The following is a 14,435-nucleotide window of genomic DNA, read 5'->3' as shown; positions in this document are numbered from 1 at the left end:
AGTCTCGATTATGACCGTACGTATCCTGGCCGTGTGTGGCAATGGGCAAGGGAGTTCCATGATCATGAAGATGAAAGTGGACCAGTTTTTAACTCAGTCAAATATTGACCATACGGTAAACAGTTGCGCGGTGGGGGAATACAAAAGTGAACTCAACGGCGCGGACATCATCATCGCATCCACGCATATCGCGGGAGAAATCACCGTAACAGGCAATAAATATGTTGTGGGGGTGCGCAATATGCTCTCGCCAGCTGATTTTGGGCCAAAGCTGCTGGAGGTGATCAATGCGCACTTTCCACAGGATGTGAAGGAGGGCAGCTAATGAAACTACGTGATTCGCTGGCAGACAATAACACCATACTTTTACAGGCTGAGGCCCGTACCTGGCAGGAAGCGGTAAAGCTGAGTGTTGATCTGTTGGTTAAGGCTGACATTGTTGAGCCGCGTTATTACCAGGCCATTCTTGATGGTGTTGCGCAGCATGGTCCTTACTTTGTGATTGCGCCAGGGCTGGCGATGCCGCATGGCCGCCCGGAAGAGGGGGTCAAGAAAACCGGCTTCGCGCTGGTGACGCTAAAAACGCCTCTGATGTTCAACCATGAAGATAACGACCCGGTCGATATTCTTATCACCATGGCGGCCATTGACGCCAGCACCCATCAGGAGGTGGGCATCATGCAGATCGTCAATCTGTTTGAAAATGAGGCTAATTTTGACCGTTTACGTGCCTGCCGCACCACGCAGGAAGTACTCGATTTAATTGATAATGCCACTGCGGCGGCTGTTTAAAAGGAGCATCAAATGTCATTACCAATGTTGCAGGTTGCGCTGGATAATCAATCAATGTCTTCCGCATATGAAACAACCCGCCTGATTGCCGATGAAGTGGACATCATTGAAGTTGGTACCATTCTTTGTGTAGCTGAAGGTGTACGCTCCGTTCGCGATCTGAAGTCGCTCTATCCGCAAAAAATTGTGCTGGCTGATGCCAAAATTGCCGATGCCGGTAAAATTCTTTCCCGCATGTGTTTTGAAGCGAATGCCGACTGGGTAACCGTTATTTGCTGTGCGGATCTTAACACCGCCAAGGGCGCACTGGATGTGGCGAAAGAGTTTGACGGTGACATACAGATCGAACTGACAGGCTATTGGACGTGGTCGCAGGCGCAGGCGTGGCGTGATATGGGCATCGCGCAGGTGGTTTATCACCGTAGCCGTGATGCACAGGCGGCTGGTGTGGCGTGGGGCGAAGCAGATATCAATGCCATTAAACGTCTGTCTGATATGGGCTTTAAGGTCACCGTAACCGGCGGCCTGACGCTGGAAGATTTGCCGCTTTTCCAGGGGATTCCGATTCACGTCTTTATTGCCGGTCGCAGCATTCGCGATGCGGCTGCACCTGCGGAAGCGGCGCGGCAGTTTAAACGTTCTATTGCCCAGCTGTGGGGCTAAGGAGCGGCTATGCTGTCGAAACATATTCCGCTTGGCATCTATGAAAAAGCACTTCCCACCGGGGAGTGCTGGCTGGAACGCCTGCGGCTGGCGAAAACACTCCTTTTTGACTTCGTCGAGATGTCGGTTGATGAAACTGATGCCCGATTGGCTCGCCTGGACTGGCGCAAAGAACAGCGCCTCGCTTTGGTCAACGCGATTGCCGAAACCGGTGTGCGTGTCCCTTCTATGTGCCTCAGTGCTCATCGACGTTTTCCGCTCGGTAGCGAAGACGATGCGGTACGGAACCACGGTCTGGAGATCATGCACAAGGCGATTCAACTGGCACAGGATGTGGGCATTCGAGTTATCCAACTGGCGGGTTACGACGTTTATTATCAGGAGGCCAATGACGAGACGCGCCGTCGTTTTCGCGAGAGCCTTAAAGAGTGCGTCAAAATGGCAAGCCGCGCGCAGGTGATGCTGGCGATGGAAATCATGGATTACCCGCTGATGAATTCAGTCAGTAAGGCATTGGGCTATGTCCATTACCTGAATAATCCGTGGTTCCAGCTCTATCCTGATATTGGCAACTTGTCCGCGTGGGATAACGATGTGCAGATGGAGCTACAGGCCGGGATGGGGCATATCGTCGCAGTGCATGTGAAGGATGCAAGGCCGGGTGTGTTTAAAAACGTGCCGTTTGGTGAAGGCGTGGTTGATTTCGAAGGTTGTTTTGAGACTCTTCAACAGAGTGGCTATTGTGGCCCCTACCTGATTGAAATGTGGAGTGAAATGGCCGATGACCCGGCAGCAGAAGTGGCGCGCGCGCGCGATTGGGTGAGAGCGCGGATGGTGCGGGCTGGACTGGTGGAGACATCATAATGCAAAAGCTCAAACAGCAGGTTTTTGACGCTAACATGGATTTACCGCGCTATGGTCTGGTGACCTTCACCTGGGGCAACGTGAGTGCCATTGACCGCGAGCGTGGGCTGGTGGTCATTAAACCCAGCGGCATAGCCTACGAGATCATGAGTGTGGACGATATGGTGGTGGTGGATCTGGAGGGCAATGTGGTGGAAGGTAAGTTCCGTCCTTCTTCCGATACGGCTACGCATCTGGCGTTGTATCGCCACTATCCGCGTCTTGGCGGCGTGGTGCATACCCACTCGACGCATGCTACGGCCTGGGCGCAGGCCGGTCTTGCCATTCCTGCGCTGGGCACAACTCATGCGGACTACTTCTTTGGCGACATCCCGTGTACCAGAGTGTTAAGCGCCAGTGAAGTTGAAGAGGATTACGAGCTGAACACCGGACGGGTGATCATTGAAACGCTGGGCGTAATGGAGCCACTGCATACGCCGGGAATTGTGGTGTATCAACACGGGCCTTTTGCCTGGGGCAAAGATGCTCATGATGCGGTGCATAACGCGGTCGTTATGGAAGAAGTCGCCAGAATGGCGTGGATTGCTCGCGGCATTAACCCCCTCCTTGGCCGCATGGATGATTACCTGATAAACAAGCATTTCATGCGTAAGCATGGTCCGAATGCCTATTACGGGCAAAAGTGAACGCGTGTGTTGGATGTTAAAGCCGCTGTCACCAGCGGTATTGGGGCGTTATCCAAAAAAAGCCCCCGCAAGCGGGGGCAAGTCAAACATGGATTTTTAGGTCGTGGTGTCTTCTCTGGTGTTTACGCGTACTCTCAAGCTACCGGTAGATGTCAGCGCTGACGTGCATATTGCCGTTGCTGCCCGGTTCTCTCATGATTATCGTGTGATAAAACTTCGCGTTGTGCTGGTCAGCATCCTGTTGAATGGCCGATTCCGCTTCAGAAACGGTAGCGAAGTTGTGGTTGATATAAATAACGCCCAGGCTCTGAACGTCGTCCATATTTCTGGCCTGGCGGGCGTCGATTTTTATAGCTGCAGCCGCATTTGCGCTAAAGAGCAGTACAGCGGCAAGGGCAATAACGATATTTTTCATGATGCGCTCCACTACAACAAACCTGAAATCCGTGGTCGTCGCTCCTGTTAATGGCTGTGGCGGCCTGTTATCAATAAGTGTAATTCCTGATGGCTGAATAAAAAGTGACCATTTCTGATGGTCTCTTTCAAAATATTTTGACGATCAGCGGCTTTGTTTTGAAATTCACAGGCTTAGCCATTCCCCCTGTCATAAAGAGAATTTATTTGCCTACGGCCTTGAGTTTAGGTGCCTGGGTAAGTATGATTACGCGTCAATTTTTCAGCCGCAATTCAAACACGTTCCTTGCTTCCATGGGCCGCGGCTGACCCTGACAGGAGGCTGAATAATCCGTAAGGAGCAATTCGATGCGTCATTACGAAATCGTTTTTATGGTCCATCCTGACCAGAGCGAACAGGTTCCGGGCATGATCGAACGTTACACTGGTGCAATCACTGCAGCAGCAGGTACGATCCACCGTCTGGAAGACTGGGGCCGCCGTCAGCTGGCTTACCCGATCAACAAACTGCACAAAGCTCACTACGTTCTGCTGAACGTTGAAGCTCCGCAGGAAGCGATCGATGAGCTGGAAACTAACTTCCGCTTCAACGACGCCGTTATCCGCAGCATGGTTATGCGCGTTAAGCACGCGGTTACCGAAGCATCTCCAATGGTTAAAGCGAAAGACGAGCGCCGTGAGCGTCGCGATGATTTCGCTAACGAAACCGCTGATGATGCAGATGCTGGGGATTCTGAAGAGTAATTCTGATGATGGCCAACCGCCTGGCGTTGTCTGGCACAGTGTGCAAGACGCCCCTTCGCAAGGTCAGCCCCTCAGGAATTCCTCACTGCCAGTTCGTGCTTGAGCACCGTTCTGTGCAAGAGGAAGCCGGTCTTAACCGGCAGGCGTGGTGCCGAATGCCAGTGATTGTTAGCGGGCACGCGAACCAGGCCATTACTCACAGTATAACGGTCGGTACGCAAATCACGGTTCATGGGTTCATTACTTGTCATCAGATGAAAAATGGCCTGAACAAAGTGGTCTTGCATGCCGAGCAGATTGAATTGATAGATTCTGGAGACTAGCCATATGGCACGTTATTTCCGTCGTCGCAAGTTCTGCCGTTTCACCGCGGAAGGCGTTCAAGAGATCGACTATAAAGATATCGCTACGCTGAAAAACTACATCACCGAAAGCGGTAAGATTGTCCCAAGCCGTATCACCGGTACCCGTGCAAAATACCAGCGTCAGCTGGCTCGCGCTATCAAACGCGCTCGCTACCTGTCTCTGCTGCCGTACACTGATCGTCATCAGTAATCGGTCACGGTCCATTAATACGACTTTGAGAGGATAAGGTAATGCAAGTTATTCTGCTTGATAAAGTAGCAAACCTGGGTAGCCTGGGTGATCAGGTTAACGTTAAAGCGGGCTATGCTCGTAACTTCCTGGTACCACAGGGTAAAGCTGTTCCTGCTACCAAGAAAAACGTTGAGTTCTTCGAAGCACGCCGTGCAGAACTGGAAGCTAAACTGGCTGACGTTCTGGCTGCTGCTGCAGCTCGCGCTGAGAAAATCAACGCACTGGAAACCGTAACCATCGCGTCCAAAGCTGGCGACGAAGGTAAACTGTTCGGTTCCATCGGTACTCGCGACATCGCTGACGCTGTAACTGCAGCTGGCGTTGCTGTTGCTAAGAGCGAAGTTCGCCTGCCGAACGGCGTTCTGCGCACCACCGGTGAGCACGAAGTGGACTTCCAGGTTCACAGCGAAGTATTCGCTAAACTGACTGTAAACGTTGTAGCTGAATAAGTTTTTATTCACTGCTCGTAAAAACGCCAGCCTCGTGCTGGCGTTTTGCTTTTCTGAGGCTGGACGCGTTTACTGCGCGCGAATAAAGCTGCCGTTCGGCTGGCGGGTAAACAGCACCTGCTGATCGTTGCCGATATCGATGGTTAAGCCCGTCACCACACCGTTGGCATTCTGCCTGATCTGCACCATTTGCCCGGTCTGTAGGTTGCTCAGCGGCTTGCTGTCACCTTCTACCTGCGCCATGGCGTAAACGTCCGCTGGCGGTAAATTATGATCGCGGAACAGCTGGGCCATCGTCTGGCCAGCCGCTACGCGATAAGAGCGCCACTGCTGCTCAATATCATTGTTGTCATGGGGAACGGGAGCCTGGGTTTGCTCCTCCACGCGTGGAGGCTCAACCGGCGTCGCAGGAACATTGCTATTGGTTGAAGGCGTCAGTTCAGCCTGCATCGGTGACTGAGATTGTACGGAGAGCTGTGCATCGCGTGAGACCGGGCGACTATCGTTATCTGCCCCTGGCAGGAGAAAGCCGAGAATGACGCACGCGAAGCCAAGGATAATGCCTCGGCGGTGCAGGGGAGGTAACGGATCCAACAAGCGGATATGCTCAGGTGCATGCCAAATCCGCGTAAGCCATGGTTTAACAGCGAATTGCATGGGCAACCCTCCTCAAAAGAATACTTTCCAGTATAGACTCGTCCTGCTTCAAGCTGCCGATGTTGGCTGCAACTCGAATTATTTAGAGTGTAAACGCTAACTGTTTGATGCCTGTGGCAATCCCGGTTTCCGTGACGGTAAACCGCAGTTTTGCGCCCGCTTAAGCTATTGTTCCCGTTTCGTTTGCATTTGTCACCTTTCCTCCAATGTCATTTACCCTGTGGATTGACGCTGTTATGCTTCGGGCTTGCTTTTAAACATCATGAAAGGAAAATCCATGACAACCCCTTCTTTTGACAGCGTCGAAGCACAAGCAAGTTACGGTATTGGTCTGCAGGTAGGCCAGCAGCTGAGCGAGTCCGGCCTGCAAGGTTTACTGCCAGAAGCGCTGGTCGCTGGCCTCCGTGACGCGCTGGAAGGGAATGCCCCTGCCGTGCCTGTTGACGTTGTACACCGCGCTCTGCGTGAAGTTCACGAACGTGCGGACGAAGTGCGTCGCGAACGTCAGAAAGAGCTGGCGGTAGAAGGCCAGAAATACCTGGCTGAGAACGCAGAGAAAGAAGGCGTGAGCAGCACCGAATCTGGCCTGCAGTTCCGCGTTATCACTCAGGGCACTGGCCCAATTCCTGCCCGGAAAGATCACGTTCGCGTGCATTACACCGGTAAGCTGATCGACGGCACCGTTTTCGATAGCTCCATCCAGCGTGGCGAACCGGCAGAGTTCCCGGTAAGCGGCGTTATTGCTGGCTGGATCGAAGCGCTGACCCTGATGCCGGTTGGCTCCAAATGGGAACTGACCATTCCGCACAACCTCGCTTATGGTGAGCGCGGTGCCGGTGCGTCTATCCCACCATTCAGCACCCTGGTGTTTGAAGTCGAGCTGCTGGAAATTCTGTAAAGCGCTCAGAACCCCGCCAGGTGCGGGGTTTTGCATTGCCTAATAATAAACTAGCGTGATTTTATCTTGCATTAACCTGTTTTACGGGTATTTTTGTGAGCCATATCGCGCAGTGAATGCGATTTCACACTCAAATTAAACAAAAAATTAACATTACCCTTGTGCTTATTATTTATCCCACCGATTCTTACCTCGTATCACACAAAACAACATCACGTAAAAACAGTTCACGGGCCAGTAGAGCCTGAAAAAACAGACAGGTACAGGAAAATACAAACATGGTAGATCAGGTCAAAGTCGCGGACGACGCTCAGGCGCCGACCGAGCAGTCGCTGCGGCGTAATTTAACAAACCGCCATATTCAGCTTATTGCCATTGGGGGTGCCATCGGCACCGGCTTGTTCATGGGGTCAGGGAAAACCATCAGCCTTGCGGGGCCGTCCATCATCTTCGTCTACATGATCATCGGCTTTATGCTGTTCTTCGTGATGCGTGCGATGGGCGAGCTGCTGCTATCGAATCTGGAATATAAATCGTTCAGCGATTTTGCCGCAGATTTGCTGGGGCCGTGGGCGGGATATTTCACCGGTTGGACGTATTGGTTCTGCTGGGTGGTGACCGGTATGGCGGACGTCGTGGCGATAACCGCCTACGCCCAGTTCTGGTTCCCCGGGCTTTCCGACTGGATCGCCTCGCTGGCCGTTGTGCTGGTGCTGCTGAGCCTGAACCTGGCCACCGTGAAAATGTTCGGTGAGATGGAGTTCTGGTTCGCGATGATCAAAATCGTCGCTATTGTGGCGCTGATCGTCATCGGCCTGGTGATGGTGTTGACCAGCTTCCATTCCCCGTCTGGCGTTGAGGCCTCCTTCAACAACCTCTGGAACGACGGCGGCTGGTTCCCGAAAGGCATCAGCGGCTTCTTTGCCGGGTTCCAGATAGCGGTCTTTGCCTTTGTGGGCATCGAGCTGGTGGGCACCACGGCCGCGGAAACCAAAGATCCTGAAAAATCACTGCCGCGGGCGATTAACTCGATCCCGGTGCGTATCATTATGTTCTACGTCTTCTCGCTGATCATCATCATGTCGGTGACGCCGTGGAGCTCGGTGGTGCCGAACAAGAGCCCGTTCGTTGAGCTCTTCATGCTGGTCGGCCTGCCGGCTGCGGCAAGTATCATCAACTTTGTGGTGCTGACTTCTGCGGCTTCCTCCGCGAACAGCGGCGTGTTCTCCACCAGCCGTATGCTGTTCGGCCTGGCGCAGGACGGCGTGGCGCCTAAAGCGTTCGCTAAGCTTTCCAAACGTGCGGTACCGGCGAAAGGGTTAACCTTCTCCTGTATCTGTCTGCTGGGCGGCGTGGTAATGCTTTACGTGAACCCGAACGTAATTGCGGCTTTTACTATGATCACCACGGTTTCCGCGATTCTGTTCATGTTCGTCTGGACCATCATTCTTTGCTCGTATCTGGTGTACCGCAAACAGCGTCCTCATCTGCACGAGAAGTCCATCTATAAAATGCCGCTGGGCAAGCTGATGTGCTGGGTGTGCATGGCGTTCTTCGTCTTTGTGATTGTCCTGCTGACGCTGGAAGATGATACCCGTCAGGCGCTGATCGTGACGCCGCTGTGGTTCATTGTGCTGGGAGCTGGTTGGCTGTTCATCGGTAAGAAACGTCTGGCAAATATCGGTAAGTAAGCGCGCAGTATAAATGTTAAAAAACCTCTCCTTTCCTGGAGAGGTTTTTTTGTAAGGCGAACTACTTATTTTTCCCCGCTCAACGCGCGTGGAAACAGGACGTTATTCTCCAGACTGATGTGGTTCATCAAGTCTTCAATCAGTTCATTAATCCCGTTATACATCGCTTTCCACGTCGTGCAGGCTTCCGGCGGAGGCGTGACGTTATTGGTGGTGTGCTTAATCACCTCCAGCAGTTCGCCCGCATCATTATGCTCGCTTTCCATCACGCTAATCGGGCCGCCGGCCTGAGTGCCCATGCCTTGTTTAATCATCGGGAACAGGATTTGTTCCTCTTTCATCATGTGGCTGCTCAGTTCCTGATGCAGCATGGTGAGGTATTTCGCCAGCCCTTTCGGCACGTTGGGCTTATCGGCATGGACGCGCTCGACTTTGGTTGCCTGCAGAATCAGCTCCGGCAGCTGCTCACGGTGGCGGTCGTGGAAGCGCACAATAATGTGGTCGATGATTTCTGCCAGCGGCGCAGCGCGCCAGTCTTTCTCTATGGGTTGTTCAGCTAATGCGGCCAACTGAGCTTCAATCTTTTCGAGATCCAGCTCCTTGCGCGTTGCCGCCCGCAACAGCGTCTGTTTCCCGCCGCAGCAAAAATCCAAATCCAGTTTACGAAACAGCGCGGAAGCGCGTGGAATAGTCAGCGCCAGTTCACCTAAAGGTTGATCGCGGTAGGCCATAGCTTGATTCCTCATCATGAAATATAAGATGTATTTTAAATGCATCTTTATGTGGGCACTATAACCCTTTCGGGGCAGCGATCATAGCGAGATGTGGATCACAAAAAATGTTTTCTGCTTAACATACTGAATGATTACAAAAAATCCCCAAAAATGGTGGTTTATTGATAGACGAAGCATAAATAACCAGGAGGTACTGCCGATAGTTAGACGTCGGACAATATCTGCATAAGAAAAGGCTATACATGTTTAAAAGAATGAAAGTTATCACCTTACTGGTCACCGTGTTAATTGTGCTGGGGCTCATGCAGCTGCTGTCAGCCACGGTTTTCATCAATGCCCTCAATAACGATAAGAACAACTTCACCGTCTCCCAACTCTCCAGCCAGAACGTGGCTGAATTTACCGATGCCTGGATCGGCCTCAACCAGGCTCGCGTCACGCTGAACCGTGGCATGCTGCGAATTCAGGGCAGCATGGCGAATCAGATCAACGGTGGGCAGCTCCAGGAGTTAGTCGCCACGGCTAATTCACTGCTGGCGGAAGCGCAAAGCCATTTCGAAAAGTATCAGGCGTTACCCGATACCCCAGGTTTACGTCCACACCTGAGCGATGAGCTGGAAGCGCAATACCATAACTACGCTTCAACGCTTGCCAAAATGAACACCTTCCTGGCCCAGGGCAACCTCGAGCAAATGTTCAAGCAGAATGCGGAACAAAAGCAGGTGGCGATGCAGAAGGTCTACCGTGAATGGCGCGATGAGCAGGCCGAGCTGTCCAGCCAGGGCGTGCGCGATAATCAGGCCGACTACCAGCGGATTCTGTGGATCCTCTGCGTCGTCATGCTTGGCGTCATCGGCGTGATTGTTGTGAGCTGGGTTGCGATGCGTCGCGTCCTGCTGATGCCGCTGCGTGAAGTGATGGATCATATTCGTGCCATTGCCGCAGGTGACCTGACCAGGCCTATTGAGGCCGAAGGCAAAAACGAAATGGCCCTGCTGGCTAATAGCGTGAAAGAGATGCAAACCGCCCTGGCAAATACCGTCAGCGTAGTGCGCGACGGTGCCGACACTATTTATACCGGCGCCGGTGAAATCTCTGCCGGCAGCAACGATCTCTCTTCCCGTACCGAGCAGCAGGCGGCTTCGCTGGAAGAAACGGCGGCCAGCATGGAACAGCTGACGGCGACGGTGAAGCAAAACGCCGACAACGCACGGCAGGCTTCTCGTCTTGCGCTGGACGCTTCCACGACCGCGAAAAAAGGCGGCAACGTGGTCGAAGGCGTGGTGCGGACGATGGATGAAATTGCCACCAGTTCAAGCAAAATCGCCCAAATCACCAGCGTTATTGACGGTATTGCTTTCCAGACTAACATCCTGGCGCTTAACGCTGCGGTAGAAGCGGCCAGAGCGGGTGAGCAGGGGCGTGGGTTTGCCGTGGTCGCGGGTGAAGTGCGGACGCTTGCCCAGCGCAGTGCCCAGGCGGCAAAAGAGATTAAAGCGCTGATCGATGATTCCGGCGAGCGCGTTAACGCAGGCTCAGATCTGGTGAATGAAGCCGGTAAAACGATGGCGGAAATCGTCAGCGCCGTAACCCGGGTTACCGATATTATGGGTGAAATTGCGTCCGCGTCGGACGAGCAAAGCCGGGGTATCGACCAGGTCGGGCAGGCCGTGGCGGAGATGGACCGCGTAACCCAGCAGAATGCCTCGCTGGTCGAAGAGTCCGCGGCCGCAGCTGCTGCCCTTGAAGAGCAGGCTTCGCGTCTTAATGAAGCGGTAGCGGTGTTTAAAATCAGCCGTCGTACGCCGAGCCTCGCAAAAGCAGCTCACGTAAAAACGCCGCAATTGAAAACCAAACAGGTGATGCCGGTTTCGGACGCGAACTGGGAAACCTTCTAAAAAAATCCCGGCGATTTCAAGCCGGGATCTTCTTCTCGCTGGCCGGGCTAAACCCCGGCTTTTTTATGCCTCGGAAACCTGAACCACCGTTGCTTTCTCCGGTTTGGATCGCACCGCGAGCACCACGCCAATCGTCAGGCACAGCACCCCGCCTAGCGTCAGCAGCGGCGGCCAGCTCTGGCGAATCATAAAGGTATAAGCCAGGCCGGCTAAGGTCTCAAAGACGATCAGCGGGCCGACAATGACCGTCGGCAGGCGCTGGCAGGCAATGTTCCAGCACAGATTACCCAGCCACGAACAAAGAACGGCAATCGCCAGCATCAGGGTGATAAAGACTTCCGGGCGCGGGCCGAAGGGCAGGGTAAAGCCTGAATCATGACTGCCCATCCAAATGCACACGGCGACATAACCGATAAGCGAGAAGGGCAGCGTGGAAAGCCCCTGAACCGTGGCCCACATCATTGGGTTTTTATCCGGATTTTCCCGAAGCCAGCGGGCATTGCGCAGGGCATACCAGGCCCAACAGGCCACCGAAACAAAGGCCAGCAGAATACCGCTGGCGTAGCGCCACCAGCTGAAATCGGCCTGCTCACCGCGAAGCTCGGCGGTATTTACCATAATTAATCCGGCGGCAATCACCACCAGCGCCGGGGCAAGGCGTCGCCACGGCAGCTTGCCGTCTCTTTTGCTGTACAGCAGGTTAGCAAAAATGGGGATCACTACCGGCAGCGTGCCGATGATCATCGTCGCGATAGGCGCCCCGGTACGCTGAATGGCGCTTGCCAGGCAGACGTAATAAATCAGGTTCCCGACGCTCGAGAGCTTCAGGGCGGTAAACCAGTCCTGGCGGCTCAGCTCGCGCAGGCGCTTGCGCCCAAGCCAGGCAATGGGAATCGCAATCAGCCCAAGGGCCAGATAGCGCCCGGTCGACTGCAGGGCAGCCGGATAGTCCGGGACGATAATTGGCCCCACAAAAATTAATCCCCACATCAGCCCCGCCAGCAGGGCGTACAGCACACCACTTAACATCGTTATTTCCTGCAACAACACAATTTAGCGGCAGTGTAGGGGGATCGTGCTGAGGCGTATTGTACCAGGTTGCTGTCTTGTTAGCGGGCGACCTGCTTTTGGTAACGCCCGGGAGTAATGCCATAGCGCTGGGCAAAGGCGCGGGTCAGGTGCGCCTGGTCCGTCAGGCCGCTGGCGGCGGCAACCTGGGCCGCGGGCATGCCGTTAGTGAGGAATTTTTTGGCGTGCCACAGGCGAATCGCCATCAGCATCTGATGCGGGGTGACGTGATAACAGGCTTTGAACTGCCTTTGGAAATGGTAAGGACTAAGGGACACCAGCCCCGCTAAATCTTCAAGGGTGATGGTGTACATATAGTTGTCGTAAAGGTATTCGCGGACTAGGGTGAAGCGGTTTGCCGCCTCGTGAAGCCCTGGAAGATGGCGGGCATAGGGGCGAAATGCCTCAACAAGATTCAGCAACAGCCCCTGCTGAGTGAGCGTATCCTCGGCTTGCCAAAGGCCCGCAATAAATTGCGAAACCTGGCGGGCGCGGGCGGGATCGTGATTCACGGCGGCGTTAAACCACCAGCTTCTCTCCCCGGTCAGCGACTCCAGCAGGTTAGGATCCAGGTAAATCATGCGGTACTGCCAGCCGTCTTCGCTGGCGGCTTCGCCAGTATGCAGCTCATCCGGGTTCATCAGTACCAGCGAGTCCGTGGGGGCAACCAGTTGCTCGCCCCGGTAGCGGAAGCGCTCAGCACCCCAGGTGATGGCCCCGATACCGAAGGCTTCGTGGGTGTGTGGCTCAAAGGCGTACTTCGCAATATGGGCATGATAAAGCTCAACGCCCGGCAACTGCGGCAAATGCCGAAACTGGGCGCTGTCTCTCTCATCGCTGAACTGCTCGGGAACTCCCTGCACGCTTTCTCTCCACGCGGATCCTCCCGTTATTATAGAGATGTCCGCGTGCAGGGCTAGTTATTAACCAGCTTTTAACAATTAAAGAGCGCCTTTCACGCTGTCGCGAAGCGGTGTGGTTGGGCGGCCAATCAGCTTGCTAAGCTGGTGGCTGTCGTCAAAAAGACCGCCTTTTTCCGCGCCTGCATCGGAGTTTGCCAGCAGCGCGGCAAAGCCTTCCGGCAGGCCAGCGCCCTGAAGTGCCGCTTTAAAATCGGCCTCGTTCAGGTTCTGATAAACCACGGGTTTACCGCTTTGCTGGCTGACTTCCGCCGCCAGTTCTGCGAGCGTCCAGCCGCGATCTCCCGCCAGCTCATAAACCTTGCCTGCCTGGTTATCCAGCGTCAGCACTTTAGCGGCGGCTGCCGCATAATCAGCCCGCGTTGCCGAGGCGATTTTGCCTTCCCCGGCGCTGCCGATAAATACGCCGTGCTGAATCGCAGGCGGCACGCTGGCCAGGTAGTTTTCGGTATACCAGCCGTTACGCAGCAGCACGAACGGAACGCCGGACGCTTTGAGCTGTTGCTCCGTGACAATGTGTTCTTCGGCGAGGGCCAGTGGCGATTTGTCGGCATGCAGCAGGCTGGTATAGGCGATGAGTTTCACGCCTGCCTGTTTAGATGCGGCAATAATATTGCTGTGCTGGACTGCACGCTGGCCAACCTCGCTGGAGGAAATCAGCAGCACTTTTTCCACGCCCGAGAACGCTTTTGCCAGGGCTGACACATCCCCGTAATCCGCCTCGCGAACCTGCACGCCACGGCTGGCAAAATCGTTAACTTTTGCCGGGTTACGCACAACGGCCACGATCTCTTCGGCTTTCACCGTTTTCAATAAATCTTCAATAACAAGGCGGCCCAACTGGCCGGATGCGCCGGTAATCGCAATCATGATCAATCTCCTGAGTGATGTTTCGAACAAGTTGTGCCACACTAGCACCCTAACTAACTTTTAGTAAGTACGTACAAAAAGGTAAGTGTTAAATGAGTGAAATCATCGAAGCGCCCATGACGCTGAGCGAGCAGCTGCGCAACGGCAATCTGTTTAGCGACAAATGCCCCTCGCGGGATGTGCTGAAACACGTGACCAGCCGCTGGGGTGTCTTAATTTTAGTGGCATTACAGGACGGCACTCATCGTTTTAGCGATTTGAGGCGCAAGATGGGCGGCGTGAGCGAGAAAATGCTGGCGCAGACGCTGCAGTGGCTGGAGGCGGACGGCTTTGTGGATCGCAAATCTTACCCGGTTGTACCGCCGCACGTAGAGTACACGCTGACGCCGATGGGCCACGAAATTGCCGAGAAAGTGGCCGCGCTGGCCGACTGGATCGAGGGGAATTTGCCGCAGGTAATGGCGTCCCGGGAGAAACGGGACGCCTGAGG

At 54.3% G+C, this 14,435-nt stretch carries 19 protein-coding genes; 13 read left to right on the top strand and 6 right to left on the bottom strand.

The features are described 5' to 3' along the window. The first annotated feature begins 10 nt into the window (after positions 1 to 10). Genes ulaB through F3J28_RS14620 form a run of 5 tightly spaced genes read left to right on the top strand, consistent with a single transcriptional unit; the run spans position 11 to position 3,005 of the window. Complete coding sequence (gene ulaB / locus F3J28_RS14640) at positions 11 to 325, top strand: PTS ascorbate transporter subunit IIB (protein ID WP_008460400.1); 315 nt, start codon at positions 11 to 13, stop codon at positions 323 to 325. After that, positions 325 to 792 carry a PTS ascorbate transporter subunit IIA gene (ulaC, locus tag F3J28_RS14635; RefSeq protein ID WP_166877237.1) on the top strand — a complete coding sequence of 156 codons (468 nt, stop codon included), beginning with the start codon at positions 325 to 327 and terminating at the stop codon, positions 790 to 792. The genes ulaB and ulaC overlap by 1 nt, the downstream gene beginning before the upstream one ends. A gap of 12 nt (positions 793 to 804) precedes the next feature. Beyond that, positions 805 to 1,455 (top strand): 3-keto-L-gulonate-6-phosphate decarboxylase UlaD, encoded by a 651-nt coding sequence (locus F3J28_RS14630; protein WP_166877234.1) that lies wholly within the window; start codon positions 805 to 807, stop codon positions 1,453 to 1,455. 9 nt (positions 1,456 to 1,464) lie between these two features. Beyond that, on the top strand, positions 1,465 to 2,319 hold the full coding sequence (locus tag F3J28_RS14625) for an L-ribulose-5-phosphate 3-epimerase (RefSeq protein WP_166877231.1): 855 nt from the start codon (positions 1,465 to 1,467) through the stop codon (positions 2,317 to 2,319). Then, on the top strand, positions 2,319 to 3,005 hold the full coding sequence (locus F3J28_RS14620) for an L-ribulose-5-phosphate 4-epimerase (protein ID WP_166877228.1): 687 nt from the start codon (positions 2,319 to 2,321) through the stop codon (positions 3,003 to 3,005). The genes F3J28_RS14625 and F3J28_RS14620 overlap by 1 nt, the downstream gene beginning before the upstream one ends. Positions 3,006 to 3,144: 139 nt before the next feature. Here F3J28_RS14620 and yjfY read toward each other — a convergent pair whose 3' ends face one another. Beyond that, on the bottom strand, positions 3,145 to 3,420 hold the full coding sequence (gene yjfY / locus F3J28_RS14615) for a DUF1471 family protein YjfY (protein ID WP_008460405.1): 276 nt from the start codon (positions 3,418 to 3,420) through the stop codon (positions 3,145 to 3,147). A gap of 347 nt (positions 3,421 to 3,767) precedes the next feature. Here yjfY and rpsF point away from each other — a divergent pair, with 347 nt between their 5' ends. From rpsF to rplI, 4 genes are read left to right on the top strand one after another with little or no spacing between them, the layout of a single operon-like run. Beyond that, entirely contained in the window at positions 3,768 to 4,163 is a 396-nt protein-coding gene (gene rpsF / locus F3J28_RS14610; RefSeq protein ID WP_008460407.1) for a 30S ribosomal protein S6, read from the top strand. Positions 4,164 to 4,171: 8 nt separating this feature from the next. Further along, positions 4,172 to 4,486, top strand: coding sequence for a primosomal replication protein N (gene priB / locus F3J28_RS14605; protein ID WP_008460409.1), 315 nt, complete (start codon positions 4,172 to 4,174; stop codon positions 4,484 to 4,486). A gap of 4 nt (positions 4,487 to 4,490) precedes the next feature. Next, complete coding sequence (gene rpsR, locus F3J28_RS14600) at positions 4,491 to 4,718, top strand: 30S ribosomal protein S18 (RefSeq protein ID WP_000135199.1); 228 nt, start codon at positions 4,491 to 4,493, stop codon at positions 4,716 to 4,718. A 41-nt stretch (positions 4,719 to 4,759) separates the two neighbouring features. Further along, a complete protein-coding gene (gene rplI, locus F3J28_RS14595) occupies positions 4,760 to 5,209 on the top strand; it encodes a 50S ribosomal protein L9 (RefSeq protein ID WP_008460412.1) in 450 nt (149 codons plus the stop codon). A gap of 69 nt (positions 5,210 to 5,278) precedes the next feature. On the opposite strand, the gene F3J28_RS14590 is transcribed toward rplI, so the two are convergent. Then, positions 5,279 to 5,872: an OapA family protein gene (locus F3J28_RS14590; RefSeq protein WP_166877225.1), complete on the bottom strand. Its 594-nt coding sequence runs from the start codon at positions 5,870 to 5,872 to the stop codon at positions 5,279 to 5,281. Positions 5,873 to 6,143: 271 nt separating this feature from the next. Here F3J28_RS14590 and bamJ point away from each other — a divergent pair, with 271 nt between their 5' ends. After that, positions 6,144 to 6,764 carry a BamJ family beta-barrel-assembly machinery protein gene (bamJ, locus tag F3J28_RS14585; RefSeq protein WP_166877223.1) on the top strand — a complete coding sequence of 207 codons (621 nt, stop codon included), beginning with the start codon at positions 6,144 to 6,146 and terminating at the stop codon, positions 6,762 to 6,764. A gap of 278 nt (positions 6,765 to 7,042) precedes the next feature. Then, on the top strand, positions 7,043 to 8,455 hold the full coding sequence (gene cycA / locus F3J28_RS14580) for a D-serine/D-alanine/glycine transporter (protein WP_166877220.1): 1,413 nt from the start codon (positions 7,043 to 7,045) through the stop codon (positions 8,453 to 8,455). Positions 8,456 to 8,520: 65 nt separating this feature from the next. Here cycA and ytfE read toward each other — a convergent pair whose 3' ends face one another. Then, positions 8,521 to 9,186, bottom strand: coding sequence for an iron-sulfur cluster repair protein YtfE (gene ytfE / locus F3J28_RS14575; protein WP_166877217.1), 666 nt, complete (start codon positions 9,184 to 9,186; stop codon positions 8,521 to 8,523). Between the two features lie 245 nt (positions 9,187 to 9,431). On the opposite strand from ytfE, the gene F3J28_RS14570 reads away from it, so the two are divergent. Continuing rightward, positions 9,432 to 11,087, top strand: a complete 1,656-nt coding sequence (locus F3J28_RS14570) for a methyl-accepting chemotaxis protein (RefSeq protein WP_166877214.1) — start codon at positions 9,432 to 9,434, stop codon at positions 11,085 to 11,087. Positions 11,088 to 11,150: 63 nt separating this feature from the next. Here F3J28_RS14570 and F3J28_RS14565 read toward each other — a convergent pair whose 3' ends face one another. The 3 genes from F3J28_RS14565 to F3J28_RS14555 all read right to left on the bottom strand — a co-directional run bounded on the left by F3J28_RS14565 (position 11,151) and on the right by F3J28_RS14555 (position 13,945). Next, positions 11,151 to 12,116: a DMT family transporter gene (locus tag F3J28_RS14565; protein ID WP_008460419.1), complete on the bottom strand. Its 966-nt coding sequence runs from the start codon at positions 12,114 to 12,116 to the stop codon at positions 11,151 to 11,153. An 80-nt stretch (positions 12,117 to 12,196) separates the two neighbouring features. Beyond that, entirely contained in the window at positions 12,197 to 13,018 is an 822-nt protein-coding gene (locus F3J28_RS14560; protein ID WP_166877211.1) for an AraC family transcriptional regulator, read from the bottom strand. 78 nt (positions 13,019 to 13,096) lie between these two features. Next, positions 13,097 to 13,945 (bottom strand): SDR family oxidoreductase, encoded by an 849-nt coding sequence (locus F3J28_RS14555; protein ID WP_166877208.1) that lies wholly within the window; start codon positions 13,943 to 13,945, stop codon positions 13,097 to 13,099. A gap of 92 nt (positions 13,946 to 14,037) precedes the next feature. Here F3J28_RS14555 and F3J28_RS14550 point away from each other — a divergent pair, with 92 nt between their 5' ends. Continuing rightward, positions 14,038 to 14,433, top strand: a complete 396-nt coding sequence (locus tag F3J28_RS14550) for a winged helix-turn-helix transcriptional regulator (RefSeq protein ID WP_008460422.1) — start codon at positions 14,038 to 14,040, stop codon at positions 14,431 to 14,433. Positions 14,434 to 14,435: the final 2 nt, after the last annotated feature.

Origin of the sequence: Enterobacter sp. Ap-1006 (genome assembly GCF_011752835.1) — a bacterium.
Lineage (GTDB): Bacteria > Pseudomonadota > Gammaproteobacteria > Enterobacterales > Enterobacteriaceae > Cedecea.
This window is presented reverse-complemented; position numbering and strand designations above follow the sequence as displayed.

Excerpts from the sequence above, each read along its gene's own strand:
- ulaB (WP_008460400.1), top strand. The coding sequence starts at position 11 with ATGACCGTACGTATCCTGGCCGTGTGTGGCAATGGGCAAGGGAGTTCC.
- ulaC (WP_166877237.1), top strand. The coding sequence starts at position 325 with ATGAAACTACGTGATTCGCTGGCAGACAATAACACCATACTTTTACAG.
- F3J28_RS14630 (WP_166877234.1), top strand. The coding sequence starts at position 805 with ATGTCATTACCAATGTTGCAGGTTGCGCTGGATAATCAATCAATGTCT.
- F3J28_RS14625 (WP_166877231.1), top strand. The coding sequence starts at position 1,465 with ATGCTGTCGAAACATATTCCGCTTGGCATCTATGAAAAAGCACTTCCC.
- F3J28_RS14620 (WP_166877228.1), top strand. The coding sequence starts at position 2,319 with ATGCAAAAGCTCAAACAGCAGGTTTTTGACGCTAACATGGATTTACCG.
- yjfY (WP_008460405.1), bottom strand. The coding sequence starts at position 3,420 with ATGAAAAATATCGTTATTGCCCTTGCCGCTGTACTGCTCTTTAGCGCA.
- rpsF (WP_008460407.1), top strand. The coding sequence starts at position 3,768 with ATGCGTCATTACGAAATCGTTTTTATGGTCCATCCTGACCAGAGCGAA.
- priB (WP_008460409.1), top strand. The coding sequence starts at position 4,172 with ATGGCCAACCGCCTGGCGTTGTCTGGCACAGTGTGCAAGACGCCCCTT.
- rpsR (WP_000135199.1), top strand. The coding sequence starts at position 4,491 with ATGGCACGTTATTTCCGTCGTCGCAAGTTCTGCCGTTTCACCGCGGAA.
- rplI (WP_008460412.1), top strand. The coding sequence starts at position 4,760 with ATGCAAGTTATTCTGCTTGATAAAGTAGCAAACCTGGGTAGCCTGGGT.
- bamJ (WP_166877223.1), top strand. The coding sequence starts at position 6,144 with ATGACAACCCCTTCTTTTGACAGCGTCGAAGCACAAGCAAGTTACGGT.
- cycA (WP_166877220.1), top strand. The coding sequence starts at position 7,043 with ATGGTAGATCAGGTCAAAGTCGCGGACGACGCTCAGGCGCCGACCGAG.
- ytfE (WP_166877217.1), bottom strand. The coding sequence starts at position 9,186 with ATGGCCTACCGCGATCAACCTTTAGGTGAACTGGCGCTGACTATTCCA.
- F3J28_RS14570 (WP_166877214.1), top strand. The coding sequence starts at position 9,432 with ATGTTTAAAAGAATGAAAGTTATCACCTTACTGGTCACCGTGTTAATT.
- F3J28_RS14565 (WP_008460419.1), bottom strand. The coding sequence starts at position 12,116 with ATGTTAAGTGGTGTGCTGTACGCCCTGCTGGCGGGGCTGATGTGGGGA.
- F3J28_RS14555 (WP_166877208.1), bottom strand. The coding sequence starts at position 13,945 with ATGATTGCGATTACCGGCGCATCCGGCCAGTTGGGCCGCCTTGTTATT.
- F3J28_RS14550 (WP_008460422.1), top strand. The coding sequence starts at position 14,038 with ATGAGTGAAATCATCGAAGCGCCCATGACGCTGAGCGAGCAGCTGCGC.